23 protein-coding genes are annotated in these 25,877 nt (G+C 68.1%); 12 read left to right on the top strand and 11 right to left on the bottom strand.

Annotation, left to right across the window (positions count from 1 at the left end; translation table 11 throughout):
* The first annotated feature begins 81 nt into the window (after window positions 1-81).
* Genes CRT60_RS28385 through CRT60_RS37610 form a run of 4 tightly spaced genes read left to right on the top strand, consistent with a single transcriptional unit; the run spans window position 82 to window position 4,464 of the window.
* Window positions 82-1,791: an intermembrane phospholipid transport YdbH family protein gene (locus CRT60_RS28385; protein ID WP_244592817.1), complete on the top strand. Its 1,710-nt coding sequence runs from the start codon at window positions 82-84 to the stop codon at window positions 1,789-1,791.
* An 8-nt stretch (window positions 1,792-1,799) separates the two neighbouring features.
* Window positions 1,800-2,048, top strand: a complete 249-nt coding sequence (locus tag CRT60_RS28390; RefSeq protein ID WP_098739815.1) for a YnbE family lipoprotein — start codon at window positions 1,800-1,802, stop codon at window positions 2,046-2,048.
* On the top strand, window positions 2,048-2,416 hold the full coding sequence (locus tag CRT60_RS28395; RefSeq protein WP_098739816.1) for a YdbL family probable chaperone protein: 369 nt from the start codon (window positions 2,048-2,050) through the stop codon (window positions 2,414-2,416). The genes CRT60_RS28390 and CRT60_RS28395 overlap by 1 nt, the downstream gene beginning before the upstream one ends.
* An 11-nt stretch (window positions 2,417-2,427) precedes the next feature.
* A complete protein-coding gene (locus CRT60_RS37610; protein WP_098741073.1) occupies window positions 2,428-4,464 on the top strand; it encodes an O-linked N-acetylglucosamine transferase, SPINDLY family protein in 2,037 nt (678 codons plus the stop codon).
* Here the strand turns inward: CRT60_RS37610 and CRT60_RS28405 are convergent.
* From CRT60_RS28405 to CRT60_RS28430, 6 genes are all read right to left on the bottom strand, one after another.
* Window positions 4,455-5,180 (bottom strand): hypothetical protein, encoded by a 726-nt coding sequence (locus tag CRT60_RS28405; RefSeq protein ID WP_098739817.1) that lies wholly within the window; start codon window positions 5,178-5,180, stop codon window positions 4,455-4,457. The genes CRT60_RS37610 and CRT60_RS28405 overlap by 10 nt on opposite strands.
* Before the next feature lie 111 nt (window positions 5,181-5,291).
* Window positions 5,292-7,691 (bottom strand): LPS-assembly protein LptD, encoded by a 2,400-nt coding sequence (locus tag CRT60_RS28410; RefSeq protein ID WP_098739818.1) that lies wholly within the window; start codon window positions 7,689-7,691, stop codon window positions 5,292-5,294.
* Between the two features lie 155 nt (window positions 7,692-7,846).
* Entirely contained in the window at window positions 7,847-9,268 is a 1,422-nt protein-coding gene (locus tag CRT60_RS28415; protein WP_098739819.1) for a homospermidine synthase, read from the bottom strand.
* Window positions 9,269-9,411: 143 nt separating this feature from the next.
* A complete protein-coding gene (locus CRT60_RS28420; RefSeq protein WP_098739820.1) occupies window positions 9,412-10,695 on the bottom strand; it encodes a type III PLP-dependent enzyme in 1,284 nt (427 codons plus the stop codon).
* 436 nt (window positions 10,696-11,131) lie between these two features.
* Window positions 11,132-11,695, bottom strand: coding sequence for a 1,2-dihydroxy-3-keto-5-methylthiopentene dioxygenase (locus CRT60_RS28425; RefSeq protein ID WP_098739821.1), 564 nt, complete (start codon window positions 11,693-11,695; stop codon window positions 11,132-11,134).
* A 121-nt stretch (window positions 11,696-11,816) separates the two neighbouring features.
* Window positions 11,817-13,025 carry an MFS transporter gene (locus CRT60_RS28430; RefSeq protein WP_098739822.1) on the bottom strand — a complete coding sequence of 403 codons (1,209 nt, stop codon included), beginning with the start codon at window positions 13,023-13,025 and terminating at the stop codon, window positions 11,817-11,819.
* Between the two features lie 254 nt (window positions 13,026-13,279).
* Between CRT60_RS28430 and serS the strand changes: the two genes are divergently transcribed.
* Genes serS through CRT60_RS28450 form a run of 4 tightly spaced genes read left to right on the top strand, consistent with a single transcriptional unit; the run spans window position 13,280 to window position 17,254 of the window.
* A complete protein-coding gene (gene serS / locus CRT60_RS28435; RefSeq protein WP_098739823.1) occupies window positions 13,280-14,551 on the top strand; it encodes a serine--tRNA ligase in 1,272 nt (423 codons plus the stop codon).
* Complete coding sequence (gene surE, locus CRT60_RS28440) at window positions 14,551-15,333, top strand: 5'/3'-nucleotidase SurE (RefSeq protein WP_098739824.1); 783 nt, start codon at window positions 14,551-14,553, stop codon at window positions 15,331-15,333. Before serS ends, surE begins: the two co-directional genes overlap by 1 nt.
* Window positions 15,330-15,983 (top strand): protein-L-isoaspartate(D-aspartate) O-methyltransferase, encoded by a 654-nt coding sequence (locus CRT60_RS28445; protein ID WP_098739825.1) that lies wholly within the window; start codon window positions 15,330-15,332, stop codon window positions 15,981-15,983. The genes surE and CRT60_RS28445 overlap by 4 nt, the downstream gene beginning before the upstream one ends.
* A complete protein-coding gene (locus CRT60_RS28450; protein ID WP_098739826.1) occupies window positions 15,980-17,254 on the top strand; it encodes a LysM peptidoglycan-binding domain-containing M23 family metallopeptidase in 1,275 nt (424 codons plus the stop codon). Before CRT60_RS28445 ends, CRT60_RS28450 begins: the two co-directional genes overlap by 4 nt.
* Here the strand turns inward: CRT60_RS28450 and CRT60_RS28455 are convergent.
* Window positions 17,211-18,092, bottom strand: coding sequence for an ATP-binding protein (locus tag CRT60_RS28455; RefSeq protein ID WP_098739827.1), 882 nt, complete (start codon window positions 18,090-18,092; stop codon window positions 17,211-17,213). The genes CRT60_RS28450 and CRT60_RS28455 overlap by 44 nt on opposite strands.
* A 225-nt stretch (window positions 18,093-18,317) precedes the next feature.
* On the opposite strand from CRT60_RS28455, the gene yajC reads away from it, so the two are divergent.
* From yajC to CRT60_RS28475, 4 genes are all read left to right on the top strand, one after another.
* Entirely contained in the window at window positions 18,318-18,743 is a 426-nt protein-coding gene (gene yajC / locus CRT60_RS28460; RefSeq protein WP_098739828.1) for a preprotein translocase subunit YajC, read from the top strand.
* Between the two features lie 125 nt (window positions 18,744-18,868).
* Window positions 18,869-20,467, top strand: coding sequence for a protein translocase subunit SecD (gene secD / locus CRT60_RS28465; protein ID WP_098739829.1), 1,599 nt, complete (start codon window positions 18,869-18,871; stop codon window positions 20,465-20,467).
* Window positions 20,468-20,478: 11 nt separating this feature from the next.
* Complete coding sequence (secF, locus tag CRT60_RS28470) at window positions 20,479-21,435, top strand: protein translocase subunit SecF (RefSeq protein WP_098739830.1); 957 nt, start codon at window positions 20,479-20,481, stop codon at window positions 21,433-21,435.
* A gap of 30 nt (window positions 21,436-21,465) precedes the next feature.
* Window positions 21,466-21,843 (top strand): Mth938-like domain-containing protein, encoded by a 378-nt coding sequence (locus CRT60_RS28475; RefSeq protein ID WP_098739831.1) that lies wholly within the window; start codon window positions 21,466-21,468, stop codon window positions 21,841-21,843.
* A 76-nt stretch (window positions 21,844-21,919) separates the two neighbouring features.
* On the opposite strand, the gene CRT60_RS28480 is transcribed toward CRT60_RS28475, so the two are convergent.
* The 4 genes from CRT60_RS28480 to CRT60_RS28495 all read right to left on the bottom strand — a co-directional run bounded on the left by CRT60_RS28480 (window position 21,920) and on the right by CRT60_RS28495 (window position 25,788).
* Window positions 21,920-22,513: a superoxide dismutase gene (locus tag CRT60_RS28480; protein WP_098739832.1), complete on the bottom strand. Its 594-nt coding sequence runs from the start codon at window positions 22,511-22,513 to the stop codon at window positions 21,920-21,922.
* Window positions 22,514-22,518: 5 nt separating this feature from the next.
* Window positions 22,519-23,907: a hydroxysqualene dehydroxylase HpnE gene (gene hpnE / locus CRT60_RS28485; RefSeq protein ID WP_098739833.1), complete on the bottom strand. Its 1,389-nt coding sequence runs from the start codon at window positions 23,905-23,907 to the stop codon at window positions 22,519-22,521.
* Window positions 23,907-24,845, bottom strand: coding sequence for a presqualene diphosphate synthase HpnD (hpnD, locus tag CRT60_RS28490; RefSeq protein WP_098739834.1), 939 nt, complete (start codon window positions 24,843-24,845; stop codon window positions 23,907-23,909). Before hpnD ends, hpnE begins: the two co-directional genes overlap by 1 nt.
* Before the next feature lie 70 nt (window positions 24,846-24,915).
* Window positions 24,916-25,788, bottom strand: coding sequence for a squalene/phytoene synthase family protein (locus CRT60_RS28495; protein ID WP_098739835.1), 873 nt, complete (start codon window positions 25,786-25,788; stop codon window positions 24,916-24,918).
* Between the last annotated feature and the right edge of the window lie 89 nt (window positions 25,789-25,877).

Below are 25,877 nucleotides of genomic sequence, written 5' to 3' on the forward strand. Positions count from 1 at the left end.
TCGGCCTGCCACCCGAAAGATCCGCCAAAGGTCACGGATGACGGCCGCTCGTCCGGGTGTTCATCCGGGCGTGGACGTGGCATGCCGGTCCTGACGATCCGACGGGAAGGGGCAGGAGCAGTGAGGCTGGGGCGGGCGATAGCGGGGACGGCGGCGGTGGCGGTGACGCTTGGGGTCGTCGGGCTGGGCGGGGTGATCCTGGCCGGACCGGCGCTGATCGGCGCCACCGCGACCGAAATGCTGCGCGGGACCGGCTTCACCGGTGCCGCGGTGACCGTCACCGGACTGCGCATCGCCGACGGGTGGCAGGGGCTGCGGCTGGAAATCACCGGCGACAGCGGCCAGCTCGAAGCAGCGGCCAAGGCGCTGGATTTGCCGATGTCGGGACGGCTGATCCTGTCCGGTGCGCTGGTGGTCGGGACGGATGGCGGCGCCGTGACCGTCACCCCCGACGGGTGCCTGCAGGCCAAGGCGGAAGGTCTGACGGTTTCCGGCCAGCGTTTCGACCTGCTGCAGGGAGCGACACTGTGCGCCATACAGAAGGGTGAGCTTCTGCGCTGGGCGCCCGACGCCATGACCGTCGCGGCAGAATTGCAGGCGTCGCGGCTCGACATGCCGACGAGCGGTCTGCGGGCCGAACAGGTCGTGCTGCGGCTGGGGCAGGACGGCACCGGACGGCGGGCGGATGCCACCGTCGCGCGGTTGACCAACACAGCCAAGCCGGCGCCCGTCGTGCCGCTGGCCGTCACCATGCAGGCAGTTCAGGCGGGGGAAGGTCCATGGGCCATCGACGGCACCGCCAAGGGCGCAAACGGTCTTCTCGCGGTCAGTCTGAACGGCACCTATGACCAGACCGCCGGCACCGGACGGCTGGAGGCGGTGGCGAAGCCGATCCATTTGGCCGAGAAAGGGCCCGGTCTCGCCGCCGTCTCGCCGTTGGGTGCGACCTTCCTGGAGAAGGCGTCCGGCACGCTGTCGGGCAAGGCGACGCTTTCCCTGACCCCCAAGGGCCTGTCCACCGCCGGTCAGGCGGTGGTCAAGGGCTTGGCCGGCGGCGCCGGTCCGGTGACGATTGCCGGTGTCAGCGGCACGGTCGCCTTGTCCAGCCTGTCGCCGCCGGTGATCCCTGACGGACAGAGGCTGTCCATCGGCCTGCTGGATGTCGGCATTCCGCTGACCGACGGGACGCTGCTGTTCGGCTATGGCCGCGACGGGCGTCTCGATGTCGACCGGGCGGAGTGGCGCTGGGCCGGCGGCACGCTCCATGCCGAGCCGTTCGAATTGTCACCCGACAAGCCGAAGGGAACGGTCACCCTGCATGCCGACGGCATCGATGCCGCAAAGCTGCTGGAGTTGATTGCCGTGGATGGGCTGGAGGCGAGCGGCAAGTTGGCCGGTACCCTCCCTGTGGTCCTTGCCGGCGATACGGTCACGTTGAACGGCGGTGTCCTTGAATCGGCGGGGCCCGGAACGCTGCGTTACGACCCCGCCCAGCCGCCATCCGGCCTGAAGGGGGAGGAGGGCAGCCCGACCGCCATGCTGATGGGCGCCCTGACCGACTTCCATTACGAAAGCCTGCGGATCACCATCGACGGGCAGGCCGGCGGGGAACTCAACGCCGGCTTCTCCCTGCGCGGGGCCAACCCGTCATTCTACGATGGCTATCCGGTTGCGCTTAACCTTAAGCTGTCCGGCGCGCTCGACCGGATTCTGCGCCAGAACCTCGACGTCTACCGGATTCCCGACACAGTGCGGGAGCGGATGACCGGCTCCGACCAGAAGGACCACTGATCGCCACCATGGTTACCAAACTTTCCCATACAGGCCTGACGGCTGCCCTGCTGATCTCCGTCGCCGTTGCTGCCTGCGCCCCGACGGTGAAGATCGAGGCGCCCGACAAGCCCATCGAGATCAACCTGAACGTCCGGATCGAGCAGGAGGTGCGGGTCAAGCTGGAGCGCGACGTCGACGACGCGATCCGCAACGACCCCGCCCTGTTCGGTCTTCCCACCGACACCGCGCCTTCTTCGACGAAGGGGAAGAAGTGATGACGAGAAGCCCCATCGGTCGCCGGCATTTCAACCGGCTCGCCCTCTCCACCCTGGCTGCCGGACTGCTGGCGGTCGCGATGCCGCAGCTGGCGCTGGCCCAGGATGCGCTGGCCGCCGCCAAGGCCGCCGGTCAGCTGGGCGAGCGCCCGGACGGGATGGTCGGCGTGGTTCCCGGCGCGCCCGCCTCCGCCCAGGCGCTGGCGCAGCAGGTGAATGCCCAGCGCCTGGCCCGCTATCAGGAGATCGCCAAGGGCAACGGCACGGCGCTGGACAAGGTTCAGGCGGTTGCCGGCCAGCAGTTGATCGAGCGTACCCCGGCCGGACAGTTCGTGATGACCGCCGCGGGCGAGTGGCAGCGCAAGTGACCTCGCCGGCCATGGTCGGAAAGGGGAGCGGCAAGGGCGCCATCGCCGACCTGCGCCGCCGCCTTGCCGGCAAGGCGGGCGACGCGGCGTTGCTGTCGGCCCTGTTCGCCGCACTCGACACGCTGGGGCAGGCCGGCACGCCGGAGGAGGCGGTCGCCCGCTCCAACCTCGGCGAGGCGTTGCGGCGTCAGGGCCGCCTTGCCGAGGCGGAGGCGCATCACCGCAAGGCGCTGGATTGGCTGCCCGATTTCGGCGGCAATCATTACAATTGGGGCGTCACCCTGCAGGCGCTCGGCCGTCCGGCGGAGGCCGCCGCGGCCTATGGCGAAGCCGCCCGGTTGATGCCCGGTTTCGCGCCGGCGCCGTGCAACCAGGGTGTCCTCCTGCGCGAGCTTGGCCGTCTGGACGAGGCGGAAGCAGCGCTGCGCCGGGCATTGGAGCTTGACCACGCGCTGGTGCCGGCCCGGCTGGCCCTGGCCGCTCTGCACCGCGACCGCGGCGACCTGGACCGGGCTGCCGCCGGCTTCCGTTCGTGTCTGTGCCTGCGGCCCGATCTGGCGGAGGGACAGGCCAACCTTGCCCTTGCGTTGAAGGAGCGCGGGCAGCGCGGCGGCCCGGCGGAGCATGCGGCGGCAAGCATCGTCGGTTTCGAGCGTGCGCTGCGCATCGGCTTGCCCGATGCCGGCGGCGTGCTGGCGCAGCTGGTACAGCAGCGCCGCCATCTCTGCCGCTGGGCTGGGCTGGGGGCATTGTCCGCCCGGCTGGTCGATCTGGTGCGGGAAGGGCGGACGCAGCAGGCTCATCCTTGGATCTTCCTGGGGGAAGGGGCGGGGCCGGCGCTGGAGCGTGCCTGTGCCGAGCGCTATTCCGGCTGGAAGACACGAGCCATCCGGCCCGGCTTCCCGAGACGCACCGACCGCGGCGCCAAGCTGCGGATCGGTTATCTCTCAGCCGATTTCCACGAGCATGCCACCGCGGTGCTGATCGCCGAGCTGATCGAACGGCACGACCGCGACCGCTTCGAAATCATCGGCTGCTCCTACGGCCCCGACGACGGCGGGCCACTGCGCAAGCGGCTGGTTGCCGGCTTCGACCGTTTACTCGATCTGTCGTCCCTGACCGACGAGGCCGCAGCCCGGCTGATCCATGAGGCGGGCATCGACATCCTGGTCGATCTGAAAGGCCACACCCAAAACGCCCGCCCGGGCATCGCCGCATATCGGCCGGCGCCGGTGCAGGCGCAGTGGCTCGGCTATCCGGGCACGCTGGGCAGCAGCGCCATCGACTACGTCATTGCCGACCCGGTGGTGGCGCCGGCCGATCACCAGCGCTTCTACAGCGAGCGCATCGTCCATCTGCCCGACAGCTACCAGCCGAACGACCGGCACCGCGCCATCGGGCCGATGCCAAGCCGCGCCGACTGCGGGCTGCCGGCCGAGGGATTCGTCCTCTGCGCCTTCAACGCGTCCTACAAGATCGGGCCGGACCTGTTCAGTCGCTGGTGCCGGATTCTGCATCGCGTGCCGGGGGCGGTCCTGTGGCTGCTGGACGGGCCGACGGAGGTCGCCGCCAACCTGCGGGGTGCGGCTGCGGAGCGCGGTGTCGTGCCGGAACGCCTGATCTTCGCCCCGCGCCTTCCGGGACCGGCACATCTGGCGCGTCACCGTCTGGCCGACCTTTTTCTCGATTCAGCCCCGGTCGGCGCCCACACCACGGCGAGCGATGCGCTGTGGGCCGGGCTGCCGGTGCTGACCGTCCCCGGGCGGTCCTTCGCCGGGCGGGTTGCCGCCAGCCTGCTGCAGGCGGCCGGTCTGCCCGAATTGGCGGTGGCGGACTGGGAGGCCTACGAGGCGACGGCGCAGCGGCTGGCGGGGGAGCCTGCCGAGCTGGCCGCTCTGAAATTGCGGCTGGAGCAGGCCTGCGCCGCCGCTGCCCTGTTCGACACCGACCGGTTCGCCCGCTCCATCGAATCGGCTTTCACGACCATGTGGGACATCCACGCGGCGGGGGAGCCGCCGCGCGGATTCGCCGTTCCGCCTCAGGGGTAGGCACAGCGGTCGGCGGTCACCTCGACGAAGGAGCGCTGGGCCGCAGCGATGGTGAAGCGGTATTCGCTGTTGTCGACCACCAGCGACTGGTGCAGGGGCAGAACGCCGCTGACCGTGGTGCCCTTGCCGCCCATGCCGGCGATGCGGATCGTCACCGGCTGGCCCGGATCGAACCAGCTTTCGGCGTTGCCTTGCGGGTTGTGTGCCGATTGCCCCTCGCCGGTGACCGTGACGGTTCCGTTGCCGAAGGTGACGCCACGCGCCCCGCCCTTCAGCAGCGGGGTGCTCAGCGTGAAGCGCTTGGTGTCGGTCGGCTGACAGTTGCGGGGCACCTGGGCCTGCGAGATCACGAAGGCGAGGCGGTTGGCGTCCAACCCGCTTTTCAGCCGCTCCCCCACCAGTTGGCTCAGCTTGGCGAGATCGCCGGTCGGCACCTCGCGCTGAAGGCGGCCTTCCAGTTCAGCCGCGCGCGCCTCGGCGGTGCGGGCGGCATGCTGCATCTGGCTGGCAAGCAGTTCCAGCTCCGCCTTCTGGCGCGACAGCGTGGCGATCTCCTCGCGCAGGGTCACGTCGCGGCCTTTCAGCTGCTCGATTCCCATCTGGTAGGAGAAAAGCCCGACCCCCAGCACGAGTGCCGCCAGCAGCATGAACTTGATCGCGCCGGCCCGCATGCGTTTGCGGTAGCGTCTTTCGTAGTCGTAACGTCCCAGGGTCATGATTTCGGTCGTGGCGGGCTGTCTCGTCGGACCTTTATGGCTAATGGCAACGGCCAGGGGATGCAACCCCCTGGCCGTTGGTTTGCGCCGTCTTTTCCGGAGGAAACGCGATTACTGGTTGGCCGACCCGCCGCCCAGGAAGCCGGCATTGATGCCCGGGCTCTTGAACTCGCCGACATTCTTAAAGACCAGACGGAAGAAGATGGTGTTGCCATCCTTCTCGCCGGTGGTGCTGATCGTGTAGTCGCGCCGGGCAATGGTCTGGAACAGCAGGCATTCGTCGCCATAGGTCAGCACGGCAAGGCTGGAGCGCGGACCAGGCTGCGGCTCCATCGCCTGGGTGTGGGCGATGCCGATGTTCCAGCGATCGGTGAACTGCGAGGAAACGCCGAAGTTCGCCTGCTCCACGCGGTTGCGGGTGACCGCGGTGCGGGAGGTCGTCTGGTCGACATAGGTGTAGGAGGTCGACAGCCGCAGCAGCGGCACGCCGGCCGAGGCATTCAGCGAATGGCGGCGCGGACGGAGGGTCTCGTGATCGACGCGGAAGCCGTAATTGACATCCAGCCAGTCGGCGGGCTGCAGGTCCAGGCGGCCGACATAATCGGAAACCCGTTCCTCCAGCCCCGAATCGCCGGAGAAACCGGCGCTGCTGTCGCTCAGGCGAATGCTCTGGCCCAGGAACAGGCTGGCCGATCCCTGGGTGTAGCCGTAGATCGCCCCGCGCAAACCGTAGGTGAAGCGCATGCCGTCGTCCAGCCGGTCGATGCCGGTGAAGCGGTTGGGCTGCAGCAGGTTCACATCGTCGAACTCGACGTCCAGGCTGTCTTCGTTCGGGAAGAGGCGGCCATTCGGCAGCTTCGGCGCGACGGTCAACTGGCCGATGGGCTCCACCAGCTGGGACGAGCTTTCGCCGTAGCGGACGAACGGATAGCGGACGGTGGCCTGCCCCTGCGGGAAGAAGCGGAAGCGGCTGATGGTGTCGTCGCCGCGGACCGTCGGGTCGTTGTAGTTGAACTGTTGTGCCTTGTAGCCGGCAACCAGCACGCTGCCCGACAGGGTGGTCACGAAACCGGCGTTGGAGACGATGTTGCGCTCCCACCCCGGCTGTACCATGACGCGCTGCGTGTCGGGGCCGGCATTCCTGAAGCGCGACACCGCCAGCAGGCTCGTATCGAACGACCAGCGGCCACCCAGCAGGCTGCCCGGCTCGCCCAGCGCGTTGTACTGCGCATAGGGCAGGGTGACGGGCTCCGGAATAGGGTTTCCGTACCGCATGTCCTGGAAGCTGTAGCCGGTGATCGCCGCATAGTTCCTGCCGTGGAAGCCTTCGACGAAGGCCTTGCTGGTCAGGTAATCCTCGCGGAAATCGTAATAGCGCCGCAGGAAGGTCGGGTCGCTGGCCCGCTTGATGTCGAAGCCGGCGCGCCACGTCTCGTCGATGTCGAACAGGCCGCGCGCCGCGACGTAGCCACGGGTGCGCGTTTCCTTCGGCACGATGGTGGTGTTGGCCACGTCGCCGCGGGTGATGGCGCCTTCCAGCTCCAGCCGGCCGCTCTCGAACCGCTTGCGGTACTGGCCGCCCAGCAGCGGCCCCTGCTGCGAGTAGTAGTGCAGGTCGAAGGTGGCGTCCTGGTCCGGCGCGATGTCCCAGTAATAGTGGGTCTTGAGGATCGCGCCGAGATTGGAGTTGTTGCCGAAGGACGGCGTCAGGAACCCGCTCTTGCGGTCGACCGACGGATCGGGGTGCGACAGATAGGGCGTGTAGGCGACCGGGATGCCGAAGATCTCCATCGTCGCGTCACGATAGCGGACTTCATGCTCCTCGTTGTCGTGCACGATGCGCACGGCGCGGATCTGCCACAGCGGCGGACGGGTCGGGTCCTCCTTGCACAGGTCGCAAGGGCTGTAGACGCCGCGGCTGACGCGCGTCAGGCGGCCCTCGCGCCGCTCACCCTCGTTGCCGGCCATGCGGCCGTTGTCGGTCATCAGGACGCGGATGTTCTCGATGAACACGTCCTTCAGATCGTCGGTCAGCTCGGCGTAATCGGCGAAGACGATGTCGCCCGACGGCTCCACCAGCCGGATCTTGCCGGTGGCGGTGACGACCTTGGTCTTCTGGTTGTAGGTGATCTTGTCGGCGTGGACGCTGCGCTTGCCCTGGGCCAGCTCGACATTGCCGCTGGCGGTGACGACGCTGTTCACCTCGTCGAAGGTGACCTGATCGGCCGTCAGCAGGACGGGATCCTGCTTCGATTCGGTGCCGGTCGCGCCGGCCTGGGCGGCCGGAGCGGCGGGCTTGCTGCCCGGAAGCGGTCCGTCGGCCGGCTTGGGAGTCGGCTTCGGAGTCAGCGCCTGCTTGGCCGGCGTCTGGGCATTGGCCGAGTCCGGAAGGGCCAGATCCACGGCGGCGACCCCACACGCCACCATCAGCCCGACAATGCCGGAGCGCAGGATGGGGTTGACGACGGTCGGAGCTTTGGCGCGGGCGCGCCGGGAGACGTGCTTGGGCATGTCGGAACGATTGGGGGAAGCGAAAGCCCAAGTCAACGGTTTCAAGACCCTTCTGCGGGCAATGTCACCGTGTCGCCGTCCCCCCTGTGGCAGCGCTGCCGCAGCCGCCGCGCCGGAACCGGCTTCGGGGGCTGCGGTGCTTCATCCAGCGTCTCTCAATTCACCCGGAAGTTCTTGAACTGCCAGGGATCGTCCTCATCGATGTCTTCCGGGAACAGGACATTGCGGTCCTGCAGCGGAGTCCAGTCGCCATAGGCGCCGACAACCTCGCCGAGATAGGGGGTGGCGATGTCCAGCACCCGGCGGAAGTCGACCTCGTCCGGTTCCACCAGCCCCCGATTCGGGTTCTCCAGCGTCCAGACGATGCCGCCGAGAACGGTGGAGGTCACCTGCATCGAGGTGGCGTTGTTGTAGGGCGCCAGCGAGCGCGCCGTGTCGATGTCCAGCCGCGAGCCGAACCAGTAGGCGCCCTTGGGATGCCCCATCAGCAGGACGCCCAACTCGTCCATGCCGCCGGTGATCTCATGCATCATCAGCCGCTGCTCGGCCTGCATGTTGTAGTTCTTGCCGGCCAGTTCGTGCAGCGACATCACCCCGTCGTCGCAGGGGTGATAGGCATAGTGGCAGGTCGGCCGGTAGACGACGCGGTCGCCGTCTCGCACCGTGAAATAGTCGGAGATCGATATCGCCTCGCTGTGGGTGATGAGGAAGCCGTGGAACGGCCCCTCCAGCGGGGTCCAGGTGCGCACGCGGGTCGCAGCACCGGGGCGCATCAGGTAGATGGCGGCGTCGCAGCCGAATTCGTGCCGGCGCCCGTCGGGCGGCAAGTCCTTCTCGTGCGTGCCCCATCCCAGCTCGGCCGGCTGGCAGCCTTCGCTGACGAAGCCGTCGATCGACCAGGTGTTGACGAACTCGCCGATCCGCTTGGGCTGGTTCGACACCTGGGTGTCGCGCTCGGCCACATGGATGGTCTTGATGCCAAGCCTCTGCGCCAGCCGTCCCCAGCCGTCGCGGTCGGTCGGGACATCGGTTTCCACGCCGGTGTCGGCGGCGATGTTCAGCAGCGCCTGCTTGACGAAATGCGACACCAGACCCGGATTCGCCCCATGGGTGATCAACGCGGTCGGGCCGCCCTCGTAACGGCCGCGCAGCGCCAGCGCCGATTCGCGCAGCGCATAGTTGGAGCGCAGCGACGGCGACAGGCTGGAATCGGTGTAACCGCCCGCCCACGGTTCGGTGCAGGTGTCGGTGTAGAAGGCGCCGACCCGCTGGCAGAACTCGATCAACGCAAGCGACGAGACGTCGACCGACAGGTTGACCAGGAAATCGCCCTTGTCGATCAGCGGCTTCAGAACCTGGAAGAAATTGTCGTTGTCGAGCGGGTTGTTGTGGAAGGCGACGCCGTAAAGCTCCGCTTCCTCGCGCCCGCGCTCCTCGGCGGTGACGATGGTGATTCGGTCGGCCGTAAGTCCGTCGATGTGACGGAGAAGCAGCGGCAAGACACCCTGGCCAATCGAACCGAATCCAACGATGACCATGCGGCCTGTGAACGTGCAGAGCTTCGTGTCCAGGGCCATGATTTTTTGTCTCCCCGAGGTAGTTTAGGCCGACGACATAAGCCGGCGCTCCCGCCCACTTCGGAGAAGCGGAAACGGGACGCGCCGGGCGACTGAATGTTACGGATGTCTTTACGCTTTATCCACAGAAACCGGCTTCGCCTTCAGGCAGCGCAGGAGCGAAGCTCGTAACCGGGAGTGGCGAGCAGCGGGGCGTCCGACACCTCGACGACGCGCGCCTGGTCGAAACCGTTGAAGGCCGTGCGCAGGCAGGAGCCATAGGCGCCGAGCTGGCCCAGCTCGATCCAGTCCCCGGCCTTCACGTCGGCCGGCAGGTGGAACGGGCCGGCCATCTTGTCGGCGCTGTCGCAGGTCGGGCCGTAGAAGCTGAAAGCCTCATCCCCGGCATCGGTCATTGCCTCGAACGGGCGGATCAGCCGCGCCGGGAAGCGGAAGCCGGGCACGCCGGCATCCGACAGCGCGCCATAGACGCCGTCGTTGATGAACAGCTCGCTGCCGCGCCGCTTCACCACCTGAACGACCAGCGAGACGCCGGGGGCGACCAGCGCGCGGCCGGGCTCGCACCACAGGCGGCACTGCGGCGGCAGGTCGATGGCGGCAATGCCGCGGGCGATGGCGGCCATGAAGTCGCCGAGCGGCGGCGGGGTGACGCCCGGATAGGACACCGGGAAGCCGCCGCCGACGTCCAGAACATCGAGGTCGACGCCGCTCTCGGCGATGACATAGCCGGCCAGCGCGATGGCACGCTCATAGGCCGACGGGTCGAGCATTTGCGAGCCGACATGGAACGACAGCCCGACCTTCGCCGCCGCCGCGCGGGCGGCGCGCAGCAGCTCAACCGCATCGGTGATGGCGGCGCCGAACTTGCCGGACAGGTCGTAGACGGCGTTGCCCTTCGGCAGCGACAGCCGCACGACGAGGCCGAGGTCGGCGGCGCCGTCCGTCTCCTCCAGGATCTTGTCCAGCTCTTCCCGGCTGTCGAGAACGAAGTCGCGGACGCCATACTGGTGGTAGGCGTTGCGGATCGCCTGACGGCCCTTGACCGGGTGCATGTAATGCAGGACGGCGTCCGGGAACATCTGGCGGATCAGGCGGATCTCACCAGGGGAGGCGACGTCGAAATGGCGCACGCCGCCGGCCCACAGGGCGCGCAGCACCGCAGGCTCGGGATTGCACTTCACGGCATAGAGCACGTCGCCGCCACGGGCGACCACATCGGTCGCGCCGGCGAATGCCTTCAGGAAGCTGTCGGCGGTGTCGGCCAGCACGCCGGGACGGATGCAGTGCATCGGCTCTTCCGGGCGGTGCAGGGCGACGGCCTGCGCCACGGTCGAGCGGCGGCCGGTGGACAGGGAAACGGCGCTGCTGTCGTTCAGGCCGACGCGGCGCAGCGGGGTGACGGCGGAACGGGAACGCAGGAAACCCATGGCGCACTCCTATCCCCGGACGGCGGCGCGCAGGCCGGTCCGGTGAGCAGACGGCGATCCCCGGCCGCGTCACGAACCGGCCAGCACAAGACTGGGCGCGGGTGGCGCAGCGGAATCGGCGATTGATCGGATTTGGGAAGGGGGAAGACGGAAAAAGCCGGTGCGAGCAGCGGCCCCGGGCTGTGAAGCTCCAGGCAACAGCGCGTCGTTTACCGGCTAAAGGGCTACCGTCTCACAGCCCCACCGTGGGCAGCGTACATACTGACCTCCCTCTCGGGACCGACCCACTGGAATGGTCGGTTCTGCCAAAAAGGACGCGGTACGTCGTAGCATAACCACAGAGGGCCATAGGCACGTGCGGGTGCGTCGTGCCGATTGATTTACGCTTTTCCGCCCGTGATTCAAGTGAATTTTTTGAGGCGGGAATAGGGCGGATTCAGGCCGCCCGCACAGCTTCCGGCTCGAAGGGCGGGAAGCGCGCGGCGATGGCGTCGCCGGTCAGGGTGGCCACCCAACCGTCGGCGCGGCCGAAGAAACGGATGGTGGTGAAGCACGGCTTCGGCCCCATGTCGAACCAGTGCGGCGTGCCGGCGGGAATGCTCAGCAGGTCGCCGGCCTCGCACACCACGCGAAAGACACGGGCCTTCAGGTGGATGTAGAAGGCGCCGGCACCCTCGACGAAGAATCGGGCCTCGTCCTCGTCATGGGTGTGTTCGTCCAGGAACTTGGCACGCAGCGCGGCGATGCCGTCCGTCTGCGGAGTGACGCGGACGACATCCGCTGTGAGGAACCGGCGCGCCTGCTTCAGCCGCTCGATGGGGACAGCATAGGCGTGCAGCACGGCATCCGCATCGCTATCGGCGGGGAGGGGCCTATCGGCGTTCCAGCGCTCGTAGAGAATACCGACATGGGCGAGATGAGCCGCGATGAGGGCCGCATCGGAGGTGCGGAGTTCCGGCCGGCGGGCATCGCTTTCCAGATATACGGTCAGATCGCTCACCGCGCGCACTCCCGCCGAATGGACACGCACACCGTGAAGCGCCGTCCGGCGCAGCGCAATAAGCCGAATCGCAGCCGCGACCGTTCGCCGCGCTTCGGCGGCTGTACCCGCAGCTCGGCTGTCAGCGGCTGCGTTGCAGGCCGACTGTCACTCCCACCGCGACTGTGAGCAGAAGACCGACGAAGGCGGCCACCCCGGTCCAGCCATAGCCGTGCCAGAACAGCCCACCGAGCGTCCCGGCGAGCGTCGAGCCCAGATAATAACAGAACAGATAGATGGAGGAGGCTTGGCCGCGCGCCACCGCCGCCCGCCGGCCGATCCAGGCCGAAACGATGGAATGGGCGCCGAAGAAGGCGAAGGTGAACAGGGCGATGCCGAGGGCGATGACGAACAGGCCGTCGATCTCCATCAGCGCCAGCCCGGCCACCATCAGGGATACCGCCGCCGCCAGCGTGCGGTTCGACCCGAATCGGCCCGACCAGCCGCCGAACAGTGGGGAACTGACGACGCCGAAGCTGTAGACCAGGAACACCGCGCCGACGACGGCAGGGCGCAGTTCGAACGGCGGTTCGCTCAGCCGGAAGCCGATATAGTTGAAGACGGTGACGAAGCCGCCCATCAGCAGGAAGCCGAGCGAGAAGAGCCCGAGCAGAGCCGGATCGGTCAGAAGTCCGCGCCACGCCCGCACCAGGGCCGGCAGCCCCGCGGCGCGGCGGACGAAATGCCGCGACGGTGGCAGGGCGAACCAGACGGTGACGGCGGCGGCAACCGCCAGCGCACCGACCACCCCGACCGCCAGCCGCCAGCTGCCGAGATCGGTGAGAACGGCGGTCAGCACCCGGCCCGACATGCCGCCGATGGCGGTCCCGCCGATATAGAGCCCCATGGCGACGCCGGCTGATTTCGGATCGACCTCTTCGGAGACGTAGGCCATCGCCACCGCCGGCAGGCCGCTCAGCGCCAGCCCCTCCAACGCCCGCACCGCCAGGAAGCCGTGCCAGCCCGGCATCAGCGCGCCGACGATCCCGAGAATGCCGGCGCCGAGCAGTGCCGCGACCATCACCGGCTTGCGGCCGATGCCGTCGGAAATGGCGCCGGCCACCAGCAGCGCCACAGCCAGGATGCCGGTGGTCAGGGAGAGCGACAGGCTCGATTCCGCCGGCGTCACCCCGAACTCCCGCACGAAGTCGGGCAGCAGCGGCTGAACGCAATAGAGCGTGGCGAAGGTGGAGAAGCCGGCGACGAACAGGATGCGGCTGGCACGGCGATAGGCGGGCGTTCCGGCCTGCAGATAGGGGGCCTCGCCACCGGTCTCGATCTCGTCGCGCACGCGCCAGACTCCTGCTTCAATCCTTGGCGCCGCTGGTTGCGGCGCAACATCGACATTGCCCTGCCGTGCCTGCCCATTCCAACCATTGCCGGGGCGCAGCCGCCATGCCGTCCGCGCAAGTCCCGTGGAGTCCCCTGGGCAAGTCCGCTCTTCATATCCTTATCAGGAGAGGTGCGGAGATGGCCTTGCACTGGACCTTGGCGGGGTCGCGCCGTATAACCAGTGCCCCACACAATTCGTTGATTGTTCGAGCCATGCACGACCTTCGCGCCATCCGTGAGAATCCCGAAGCCTTCGACCGCGGCCTTGGCCGCCGGGGACTGGCGCCGATGTCGTCCTCCATGCTCGACCTCGACAGCCGCCGCCGCGCCGCGCAGACCCAGATGCAGGAGATGCAGGCCCGCCGGAACGAGGCGGCGAAGGAAGTCGGCCTTGCCAAGCGCGAAGGCCGCGATGCCCAGCCGATCCTGGACGAGATGGCGACCCTGAAGGACCGCCTGCCCCAGGTGGAGGAGGAGGAACGCGCGCTCGGCGCCGAACTCGACGCCATCCTGGCGGGCATCCCCAACATCCCGGCCGACGACGTGCCGGACGGGCCCGACGAGACCGCCAACGTCGAGGTCCGCCGCTGGGGCACGCCGGCCGACATCGCCAATCCCAAGCAGCATTACGAGCTGGGCGAGGCGCTGGGCCTGATGGATTTCGAGGCGGCGGCCCGCATGTCCGGCGCCCGCTTCACCGTGCTGAAGGGCGGGCTGGCCCGTCTTGAGCGCGCGCTCGCCGACTTCATGCTGGACATCCACACGTCGGAGCACGGCTTCACCGAGATCGCTCCGCCGCTGATGGTGCGCGACAATGCCCTGTTCGGCACCGGGCAGCTGCCGAAGTTCGAGGAGGATCTGTTCAAGACCACCTCGTCCGACCATTACCTGATCCCGACCAGCGAGGTGCCGCTTACCAATCTGGTCAACGACCAGATCGTGGGGTCGGAGGAATTGCCGCTGCGCTACACCGCGCTGACCCCCTGCTTCCGGGCGGAAGCCGGATCGGCCGGGCGCGACACGCGCGGCATGATCCGCCAGCACCAGTTCTGGAAGGTGGAGATGGTCGCCATCACCGCGCCGGAACAGTCGGAGGACGAGCACCAGCGCATGACCCGCTGCGCCGAGACGATTCTGGAGCGGCTGGGCCTGCCTTACCGCACCATCGTGCTGTGCACCGGCGACATGGGCTTCTCCTCGCGCAAGACCTACGACGTCGAGGTGTGGCTGCCGGGCCAGAACGCCTACCGCGAGATCTCCAGCATTTCCAATTGCGGCGATTTCCAGGCCCGGCGGATGAAAGCCCGTTGCCGGGCCAAGGGCGAGAAGCAAACTCAATTCGTGCACACCCTCAATGGATCGGGTGTGGCGGTCGGGCGCTGCCTGATCGCGGTTCTGGAGAATTACCAGCAGCCCGACGGTTCGATCCTGGTTCCTGAAGCGCTCCGTCCCTACATGCGCGGAGTGGAGAGGATTTCCATCTGATGTTCGACCTGCCGCTCGACCTGTCCCGGACCCGGATCCTCGTCACCAACGACGACGGCATCCATGCCCAGGGGTTGAAGGTCCTGGAAGCCATCGCGCACGAGCTGTCCGACGACGTCTGGGTCGTGGCGCCGGAGATGGAGCAGTCGGCGGCCAGCCATTCGCTGACCATCAACCGGCCGCTGCGCCTGCGCAAGCTGGACGAACGCCGCTTCACCGTCGACGGCACGCCGACCGACTGCGTGCTGCTGGCGGTCAACCATGTGATGAAGGACGCCCGTCCGACGCTGGTGCTGTCCGGCGTCAACCAGGGCTCCAACATCGGCGAGGACGTGACCTATTCCGGCACCATCGCCGCGGCGATGGAGGCGACCCTGCTGAACGTGCCGGCCATCGCCATGAGCCAGCATTACGAGCCGGGCCAGCCGATCGACTGGTCCGCCGCCGCCGCCCATGGCGCCGACGTTGTGCGCAAGGCGGTGACGGTGGCCTGGCCGAAGAACGTGCTGCTGAACGTCAACTTCCCGGCCCGCCCGGCCGCGGAGGTGACGGGCATCCAGGTGGTGCGCCACGGCAAGCGCAAGATCGGCGACGAGCTGTTCGAGCGTGTCGACCCGCGCGGCAAGCCCTACATCTGGATCGGCACGCTGCGCGGCGAAGCCGACGTGGCGGACGACACCGACATCCATGTGGTCTTCAACGGCGGCATCTCGGTGACGCCCGTCTACCTCGACCTCACCCATACGCCGACGTTGCAGACGTTGAGGCAGGCCTTCGTGTGACATACAACCCGCGCAAGATCCGCTTGCTGATGGCCCTTCGCGGGGCCGGCGTCACCGACACGCACGTGTTGGCGGCCATCGAGCGGATCCCGCGCGAGCTGTTCGTCCCGGAGGCCTTCCAGGACCGGGCGTGGGAGGACACGGCGCTGCCGATCGATCAGGGCCAGACCATCAGCCAACCGCTGGTGGTCGGCCTGATGACCCAGGCGCTGGAGCTGCTCCCGCGACATCTTGTCCTGGAGGTCGGCACCGGTTCCGGCTATCAGGCGGCGGTGCTGTCGCGGCTCTGCCGCCGGGTCTTCACCATCGAGCGGCTGAAGCCGCTTCTGCGTGAAGCGGAGGAGCGGTTTAGGGCGCTCGACATCGGCACCATCACCACGCGGCTCGGCGACGGGACGCGGGGCTGGCCCGAGCAGGCGCCCTTCGCCCGTATACTGGTCACAGCCGCCGGTGGGCCGGAGCCGCCAAAAGACTTGACGGATCAACTCGCCATTGGTGGTGTCTTGGTCATTCCGTTGGGGACCGATCACCGCGACCAGAAGGTCGTGCGTTTCCGGCGCTCCGAAGCTGGCCTTATCCGGGAGGACCTGTGGCCCGTCCGTTTCGTTCCGCTGCTGTCCGACCCGCCGCAATCGGTCCGTTCCGCATGAAACCCGCATTTTCCAAGCGCGTCCTGCCCGCCCTGGTCCTGTCCACCGCCGTCCTGGCGCTCGGCGCCTGCGAACGGGTGGGCGGGCTTGCCCCCTTCACCACGGTTTCCGAGGTGCCGGATTCGGCCGGCGGCGCCATCAGCGTGCAGAAGGGCGACAGCGCCTACAGCCTGTCGCGCCGCTACAATGTGCCGCTGCGCGACCTGATCGAGGCGAACAAGCTGGCTCCGCCCTACCGGCTGGAGGTCGGTCAGCGTCTGGTCCTGCCGACCTCGCGCCAATACATCGTGCAGAAGGGCGACAGCCTCTACAGCATCTCCCGGATGCACAATGTCGACGTCAGCGAACTCAGCCGGTTGAACAACCTGACCCCGCCCTATGCGGTGCAGGTCGGCCAGCCCCTGCGCCTGCCGGGCAGCAATGACAGCGGCGGGACCATGGTCGCTTCCGGGATCGCCTCCGGCGGTGCCGTGCCGCTGACGCCGCAGGGTTCCCCCGCCGGCCGCGGGTCGGTGCAGGCAGCCGAGCTTCCGCCGCCCGGCGCATCCTCCTCCGGCTCCATGTCCTCCGGCAGCATCGCCGCCACGCCGCTGCCGCCGCCGTCCAAGCCCGGGGCCGCGCCGGAACCGGCCGCGGCACCCCCTGCGGCAACCGGCGATACCGCCTATCAGCCGGGCCAGGCGCCGACCATGCTGCGTCCGCCCGGCAGCAAGCCGGCGGCGACGCCGATTCCGGCACCTGCCGCACCAGCCGCTCCGCCTGCCGCCGCTCCGCAGCAGGAGGTTGCCGCCGCTGCACCGCCGAAGCCGGAACCGAAGGCCGAGGTCGGCGCCCCGCCGCCGCGCGGCGGCGCCCGTTTCCTGTGGCCGGTGAAGGGCAAGCTGATTTCCGGCTACGGGCCGAAGCCGGACGGCCTGCACAATGACGGGCTGAACATTGCGGCCGCGAAGGGGACCGCCGTGGTCGCCGCCGACAATGGCGTGGTCGCCTATGCCGGCAACGAGCTGCGCGGCTTCGGCAACCTGCTGCTGCTGAAGCATTCCGACGGCTGGATCACCGCCTACGCCCACCTCGACAAGATCGAGGTGGAGCGCGGTGCGTCGGTGAAGCGGGGGCAGGTGATCGCCCGGGTCGGCCAGACCGGCGGCGTGTCCTCGCCCCAGTTGCATTTCGAGCTGCGCAAGGGCAGCCAGGCCGTCGACCCGAGCGACCAGATGGACCGCAAGGTCAGCGAAGGGGCTTCCCGAGGCGGCCAGCCAAGTCCTGGATGAACTGCCAGGCCACCCGGCCCGACCGGCTTCCGCGCGTGACCGACCATTCCACGGCCTCGGCGCGCAGCCGGTCCTCCGGGATCTCCAGGCCGAAATGGCGGACATAGCCCTCGATCATCGCGAAATAGGTGTCCTGGTCGCAGTTGTGGAAGCCGAGCCACAGACCGAAGCGGTCGGACAGCGACACCTTCTCCTCCACCGCTTCCGCCGGGTTGATGGCGGTCGACCGCTCGTTCTCGATCATGTCGCGCGGCATCAGGTGGCGGCGGTTGGAGGTGGCGTAGAACACCACATTGTCCGGCCGTCCCTCGATGCCGCCGTCCAGCACCGCCTTCAGCGACTTGTAATGGGCATCGTCATGGTCGAAGGACAGGTCGTCGCAGAACAGGATGAAGCGGCGAGCCTCGCCCTTCAGCCGGGTCAGCAGGCGGGGCAGGGTGGGGATGTCCTCGCGGTGGATTTCCACCAGCGCCAGTTCACCCGGCCGCTCCGTGCAGATGGCGGCATGGGCCGCCTTGACCAGCGAGCTTTTGCCGGTGCCGCGGGCACCCCACAGCAGGGCGTTGTTGGCCGGCAGGCCGGCGGCGAAGCGGCGGGTGTTGTCCAGCAGGATTTCGCGCTGCCGCTCGATGCCCTGAAGAAGCATGATGTCGACGCGGTTGACCACGGGAACCCCTTCCAGACGGTCGGGATCGGGGTGCCAGACGAAGGCGTCCGCCGCACCGAAGTCCAGCGGCCGGTCCGGCGGCGGAGCGAGACGTTCCAGCGCCTCGGCGATGCGGGTCAGCAAGGGGAAAAGCACCTGATCGGCACCGGACTTTTCGATGGATTGCGACATGATTTTCCGGGAATTTTTTCTGGATGTTCCATGGAAAGTGGGTGCCCGCGCAGCCATCTTTCCGACGCCTTCGCACCGTAACACAGCAAGGCAAGCACACAAGCCGTGGTGCGCCCGCGGATTGTGGCGCATCACCATTGCATCCCGGTCATGGGCGGCTATAGTCGCGGCGTCCCGGCGGAACGCCGATCCGGTGCCGAGACCAAACCTGTAAGGAGCTTCCAGATGTTCGTTTCGACGGCTTATGCACAGACGGCGGCCCCGGCTGGCGGCGGCGGTGACATGCTCGTCCAGTTCGCGCCGCTGATCCTGATCTTCGTCGTCTTCTACTTCCTGCTGATCCGTCCGCAGCAGAAGAAGATGAAGGAGCATAAGGCGATGCTGTCGGCCATCCGCCGCGGCGACCGCGTCGTGACCGGCGGCGGCATCATCGGCATCGTCACCAAGGTCGGCACCGACGACGAGATCACCGTCGAGATCGCGGAGAATGTGCGCGTGCGCTGCCTGCGCTCGACCGTCAATCTGGTGCTCGCCAAGACCGAGCCGGCTGGCAAGTCCGGCGGCGACGCCGCGCCGACCGTCGATGGCGAGGCCAAGCCGGCCGACACCACCGCCGCCGGCGGGATCGGCAAGCTGTTCGGCCGCAAGTAAGCCGCAGCCGGGCCCCTCTTCCACGGGTCGGCCCGAAGGCGCTTCCCGTCCGGCCCGGCCGCTCGCCCCGTCGACGGGGCGCTGCGGTCGCCCGGACCGGGTGTCTGATCGGATTCGAGTGACGCATGCTCTATTTTTCGCGCTGGAAGATTTACCTGATCCTTGCGACCTGCATCGCCGGGTTCATCCTGATGCTGCCCAACTTCATGGGCCGCGACACGCTGGCGGCGCTGCCGTCCTGGTACGCCAACAGCCGGGTGTCGCTGGGTCTCGACCTGCGCGGCGGATCGCATCTGTTGCTTGAAGTCGACATGGCCACCGTCATCCGCGACCGCGTGGAAGGTCTGGTGGACGGCGCGCGGCAGCAACTGCGCACCGCCAATGTCGGCTACACCGCGCTGAACGCCGGCGAGCGCGCCGTGACCGTCCAGCTGCGCGACCCGGCCCAGGCCGAGGAGGCCGTGAAGGCCCTGCGCCAGCTCTCCAGCCCGGTGGGCCGCACGGCTCTGGGCGGTGGGCAGCCGGACCTCGACGTGACCGTCAACGGCGGCACGGTGACCGTGGCGCTGAGCGAGGTCGCGCTCCGCGACCGCGCCACCCAGGCAATCGAACAGTCGATCGAGATCGTCCGCCGCCGCATCGACGAGACCGGCGTGAACGAGCCGACCATCGCCCGCCAGGGCAACGACCGCATCCTGGTCCAGTTGCCCGGCGTCGAGGATCCCGACCGCATCAAGCGGCTGCTCGGCACCACCGCCAAGATGACCTTCCGTCTGGTCGACGTGAACGCCGATCCCAGCACCGGCCGCGCCCCTCCGGGATCGGAGATCCTGCCGTCGACCGAGGGCGACCGCTACCAGTCCAAATACGTCATCCGCAAGAAGGTCGAGGTCGACGGCGCCACGCTGCAGAACGCGTCGGCCGGTACCAACCCGCAGACCGGCGAATGGGTGGTGAACTTCGAGTTCAACACCGCCGGCGCCAACCGGTTCGCCGAGGTGACCAAGCAGAATGTCGGCCGGCCCTTCGCCATCGTGCTCGACAACAAGGTCATCAGCGCACCCGTGATCCGCGAGCCGATCACCGGCGGCCGCGGCCAGATCAGCGGCAACTTCACCGCCGCCAACGCCAACGACCTCTCCGTCCTGCTGCGCGCCGGCGCGCTGCCGGCCCCGCTGAAGGTGATCGAGGAGCGGACCGTCGGTCCCGACCTGGGCGCCGATTCCATCCGCGCCGGCCTGACCGCCGTCGTCGTCGGCTTCGTGATGGTCTGCATCTATATGATCGCCTGCTACGGGCTGTTCGGCGCCTTCGCCTGCTCGGCGCTGTTCATCAACCTCGTGCTGACGCTCGCGGCGCTGTCGTTGCTGCAAGCCACCCTGACGCTGCCCGGCATCGCCGGCGTGCTGCTGTCGCTGGGGCTGGCGGTCGACGCCAACATCCTGATCAACGAGCGTATCCGCGAGGAGACGAAGAAAGGCCGTGGGGTCTTCGCCTCGATGGAAGCCGGCTTCAGCCGCGCCTACAGCACCATCGTCGACAGCAACCTGACGACGGCCATCAAGATGGCGCTGCTGTTCGTCTTCGGCACCGGCACCATCAAGGGCTTCGCCGTCACCATCACCTTCGGCATCCTCATCTCCATGTTCACCGCCACGGTGCTTGTGCGCCTGATGATGGTGACGTGGCTGCGCCGGACGCGTCCGGCCGTGTTGCCGGTCTGAGAGGTCTTCCGATGTTCCATCTCCGCCTCGTCCCCGACAACACCAAGATCCCCTTCATGAATGGCCGCATCGCCGGCCTCGTCGTGTCGGCGATCCTGTCCATCGCGTCCGTCATCCTGTTCTTCCACCCCGGCCTGAATTACGGCATCGACTTCCGTGGCGGCATCGTCATCGAAGCCCGCACGCCGCAGGCCGCCGACTTCGCCTCGCTGCGCCACACGCTGTCCGGCCTCGGAATGGGGCAGGTGGCGTTGCAGGAGTTCGGGTCGCCGCAGGACGTGCTGATCCGTCTCGAACGGCAGCCCGGCGACGACGCCGCCCAGCAGGTCGCTGCCGACAAGGTGCGCAACACGCTGGCGCAGTCGATCCCCGGCACCCAGGTCCGCCGCGTCGAAGCCGTCGGCGCGTCAGTCAGCGGCGAGCTGTTCGCCAACGGCATGCTGGCGCTGGGCCTCGCCATGCTGGCGATGCTGGTCTACATCTGGTTCCGCTTCGAATGGCAGTTCGGCTTCGGCGCGGTGGTGACGCTGATCCTCGACATCACCAAGATCGTCGGCTTCTATGCCATCACCGACATCCAGTTCAACCTGACGGCGGTGGCGGCGATCCTGACCGTCATGGGCTATTCGGTGAACGACAAGGTCGTGGTCTATGACCGCATGCGCGAGAATCTGCGCATCTACAAGAAGATGCCGCTGCGCGACCTGATCGACATGTCGATCAACGAGACGCTGAACCGCACCGTCGGCACCTCGGTCTGTACGCTGCTGTCGATCATTCCGCTGGCGCTGTTCGGCGGCGAGGCGCTGCAGGATTTCGGCATCGTGCTGATCTTCGGCGTTATCCTTGCGACCAGCTCGTCGGTGTTCATTGCCGCCCCCATCTTGCTGTTCCTCGGCGAGAACCGCCTGCGGCGCGGTTCTGCCGATGCTGCTTCGGCGGGCAACACCCCGGCGACCACGCCGTAACGCCGGACGTTTGGGGAAGGAGAGGGCAGCATGGCCGACATCATGCCGATGATCCCGTCGGACCGTCAGGTCATCGACGGCTACGGTCCGGGACAGTTCTGCATTTCCGGCCAGTGGCGCGTCGGCGCGGTGATCGTCCTGCCCGACCGCACCCTGGCGTGGGAGGCGACCGATGTCGCCTCCCTGTCGGTGGAAGATTTCGGGCCGGTGCTGGCGGCGGAGCCGAAGGTGGAGATCCTGCTGCTCGGCACCGGTGGCACCATGCGCATGATCCCGAAAGCGCTGCGCTTGGCCCTGCGCGAGCAGGGCATCGTGGTGGAGCTGATGGACAGCCGCGCGGTGTGCCGGACCTACAATGTCCTGTTGGCCGAAGGCCGGCGGGTGGCTGCCGCGATGCTGCCGGTATAAATCCGAACACCCTCACCGGAAACGACAAAGGCGCCCGAAAGGGCGCCTTTGCTTTTTCATCCCTCGACAGGAAACCTTACGCAGCCAGCTGCTCGGCGGCGAAGTCCCAGTTGGCGAGGTTGTCGATGACCGCCTTCACGAAATCGGCGCGGCGGTTCTGGAAATCGACGTAATAGGCATGCTCCCACACGTCGATGGTGAACAGCGGCTTCTGGCCGTGGGCCAGCGGGGTGTCGGCGTTGCCGGTCTTGCCGACCTTCAGCTTGCCGCCGTCCAGGTACAGCCAAGCCCAGCCCGAGCCGAACTGGGTCAGGGCGGCCTGGGTCAGCTCTTCCTTGAACTTCTCGACGCTGCCGAAGTCGGCGACGATGCGCTGCTCCAGGGCGGCCGGCATCTTGCCGCCGTCCTTCTTCAGGCACTGCCAGAAGAAGGTGTGGTTCCACACCTGGGCGGCGTTGTTGAAGATGCCGACCTTGGACGCGTCGCCGGCGGCGGCCTTGATGACCTCCTCCAGGCTGGCGTCGGCCAGCGGGGTGTCCTTGGTCAGGTTGTTCAGGTTGGTGACATAGGTCTGGTGGTGCTTGTCATGGTGCAGGTGCAGGGTCTCCGGCGAGATATACGGAGCCAGAGCGTCGTACGCATACGGAAGCGGCGGAAGTTCGAACGCCATTTGATTTACCCTCTCTTCTTTGATTGTCCTTCCGGGCCGGGCCTTGCGGGCACGGCACCTCCGTCCGACCAAATAGGCCGATGACGGAAGCTTGTGAAGGCCGGAAACACTCTCGAACGTCGTATAGGGTTATTTCCGTTCGACAAAGTGGCCTCCGCCGCCCGGTTTCCCGAGCGCACGGCGGCCTCCAAGGTGGCAGGAAGTCCCGTTTCCGTCCAATCGCCGGCCAGTGTCAGGTTGCTCCAGCGCGTCCGCGTTCCCGGTCGGCGCGCCACCGATTCGGGAGACTGGTCGGGGGTCGCCCTCCGCTCCTTCACCACGCGGACGGGCGGAATCGGGCACCCGAGTCGCGGTGCCGGGCGCAGGTGGGGGGCGATCTCCGCCCACAGCCGGCCGGCGATCTCATCGGCCGGCAGGTCGGCCAGCGCATCCGCGTCGCTGACGGTGACCGACAGCAGGTCGTCACGGGCGAACAGCCATTCCGCGGTTCCCCCGACCAGCCCGGCGAAGGGCAGGCCGCCCGGCAGCTGCGCCGGCCCGTCGAGTTGGAAATGCAGATTGACGATGGCCGGCCCCGGCGGCGGCACGGTCAGCCCCGGCAGCAGCCGTTCCGCCACCCAGGCCGGCGCAGCGACGATCATGCTGTCGAGCGGCCCGAGCGTCACGGCGCTGCCGGCGGCGACAAATCCGCTCACGCGGTCCTGATCAAAGGTCACCCCATCGACACGGGCGCCGAGATGCAACGCCGCACCGGCCGCCCGCAGCCGTGCCAGGGCCGGCTCGACGAAGGCGGCGGAGAGGCCGCGCGGCGCCAGCACCGGCCGGCAGGCTGCCTCGCCGCGCAGAAGCGTCTCGCGCAGCACCGCGCCGAAGAGGCGGGCCGAGATGCGCTCCATCGGCCCGTTCAGCGCCGACACCGCCAGAGGGCGCCACAGCGGCTCGAACAGCGCTCCACCGGGGGGGAGGCGGTCGGCAACGGACTGCGCCCGCCCGGCCGTCAGGCAGCGCAGGGCGGCAAGATAGTCGAGCGGCCGGCTGCCCGGCACCCGGCGGGCCGGGTCGAACAGCCATAGCCCACCGGGACGGAGGGTCCAGGCAGTCCCGCTGCGCAGATCGAGGAAGGGAAACGCCGCCGGCCGCAGCTCCTCCAGCGCATGGGATCCGCCGGTCCGCCGGGCATAGTCGAGCAAAGCCCGGTTGCCGCTGAGCACCATATGGTTGCCGTTGTCGATCAGCCGGCCGAGCGTCGGGTCATGGAAGCTTCGGCAGCGTCCGCCGGCTTGCGGCGCCTGATCGTAGAGAGCGACGCGCCGTCCCGCCTCCACCAGCCGGACGGCGGCAGCCAGCCCTGCAAGCCCGGCGCCGACGACATGGACGGTTCCGGTGCCGTTCATCAGCCGGCCGGAGGGATGCCGAGCATGCAGCGCACCGCCACCCAGGCGCTTTCCCGCCGACCGACGCGGACACGGGCCTTCAGGTCGCGCCAGCCGGCGGCGCGGAGGCGCTTCAGCAGGCGGTGGTACAGCACCATCATCGCGGTCGCCGCCCACAGCGATCCGCGCGCCTGCCCGGCGATGGCGGCCCGCGCCTCGGCGAAGCGGGCTTCCGCAAGATCGGCCAGCGCCTCACAGGCTTTGGGCAAAGCGGGGTGGGCCAGAACCTCGTCCGGGTCGTCGCTTTGGATGCCGGCGGCCCGCAGCAGTTCGCATGGCAGATACAGCCGGCGCAGTTCCGCATCCTCGGCCAGATCGCGCAGGATGTTGGTGAGTTGCAGGGCCTCGCCCAGCGCCAGGGCGAAGCGCTCCGTGGCCGGGTCGGCGCGGTCGAAAACACGGATCGCCAGCATGCCGACGGCACCGGCGACGCGCCGGCAATAGAGCCGCAGGGTGGCGAGGTCGGGCGCCTGCATGCCGCCGGCTTCCTCGCCGGCGACATCCATCGCCATGCCGTCGATCAGCGCCTCAAGCTCGGACCGCGGCAGTCCGTAGCGCTCGATGGCGCCTTTCAGCGCAGCGGTCAGCGGACCGCCGGGAGCACCGCCGACATAGAGGTCGCGGATGTCGCGCCGCCAGATGTCGAGGGCGGCCCGCTTGTCGGCAGGCTCGCCCGGCTCGTCGGCAATGTCGTCGATCCGGCGGCAGAAGGCATAGATGGCGAACATCGCCGCACGCTTGGAGGCGGGCAGCAGGCGCATCGGCCAATAGAAGGTGCTGCCCGACTTGGCAGTGACGGAGGTCGCCGTATCGGGCGCCTTCCTGCCCGGCGCATTTTTGTCCGGCGACGTCGTGGATACCGGTTCCAGCGGGGCCGTCTCCAGCGGCGGAGGGGTCATCTGTAACATCCTGGGCATTGCACGTCGTGACGTGCCTGACGGTGCACGTCGCGACGTGTGGCCCCGGAGTTTATGCGGCGGAGAAGCTCCGCGCCAGCCCCCGCGCCACGGCGGCCAGCTTGTGGTGCGCACCCAGCGTCACCCGCGTCTTCATCGGGTCGCGGGACTTCAGGCGTCGCGACAGCGATTCGGCGAGGCTGAGGATCACCGCCGCCTCCATCCGCAGGCCGCGATGCTGGATCAGGCCGGGCAGGGCGGCGGCGCGTTCCAGCAGGCGGTCGGTATGCTCCAGCGCCTGATCGAAGATGGCGCGCATGCGGGCGTCGCTCTCACCCTCCACAAGGCGCTCGACGCTGATACCGGCCTCGTCGAACCAGGCCAGCGGGATGTAGCAGCGTCCGAGCTGCGTCCAGTCCTCCCGCGCGTCCTGGAGATGGTTCAACACCTGCAGGGCGGAGCAGAGCGCGTCGGACGCCGGCCCGGCGGCCACCCCCTCGCCATGCAGTTCCAGCAAATAGCGGCCGACCGGATTGGCCGAGAAGCGGCAGTAGAGGAGCAGGTCGCTCCAGCTGTGGCAGCGGGCGCCGACCGAATCGCGGCGGAAGGCGCGCAGGATCTGGCGGGCATGGCGGTCGCTGACGCCGGTCTTCTGCAGGCTTTCCCGCAGATCGGTGGCCGGCTTCAGATAGGCATGCTTGGCCTGGCCCGATGTCAGTGCCCGTTCCAGCGCCTCCAGGTAAGCCAGCTTGGTCTCCGGTTCGAGATCGGCATCGTCGGCGATGTCGTCGGCCAAACGCACGAAGCGGTAGAAGGCGATCACATGCGGACGCAGATGCTTCGGTATCAGGCGGGACGCGACGGGAAAATTCTCTCCCGATTCGTCCTTGCGTGCGACCGGACCGGTCTTGCGGGGTTTCGTCGGGGCGATGTTGAAATCCGTCATGGGATCCCTGCCTGCTGCGCGTCGGGGCTGGCGGTGCGACCGTGTGTGCTTCATATAGGCGTAGCAACAGGCTTTGGCCCGTCCTTCCA

The sequence above is a fragment of the Azospirillum palustre genome, assembly GCF_002573965.1.
Taxonomy (GTDB): Bacteria; Pseudomonadota; Alphaproteobacteria; order Azospirillales; family Azospirillaceae; genus Azospirillum; species Azospirillum palustre.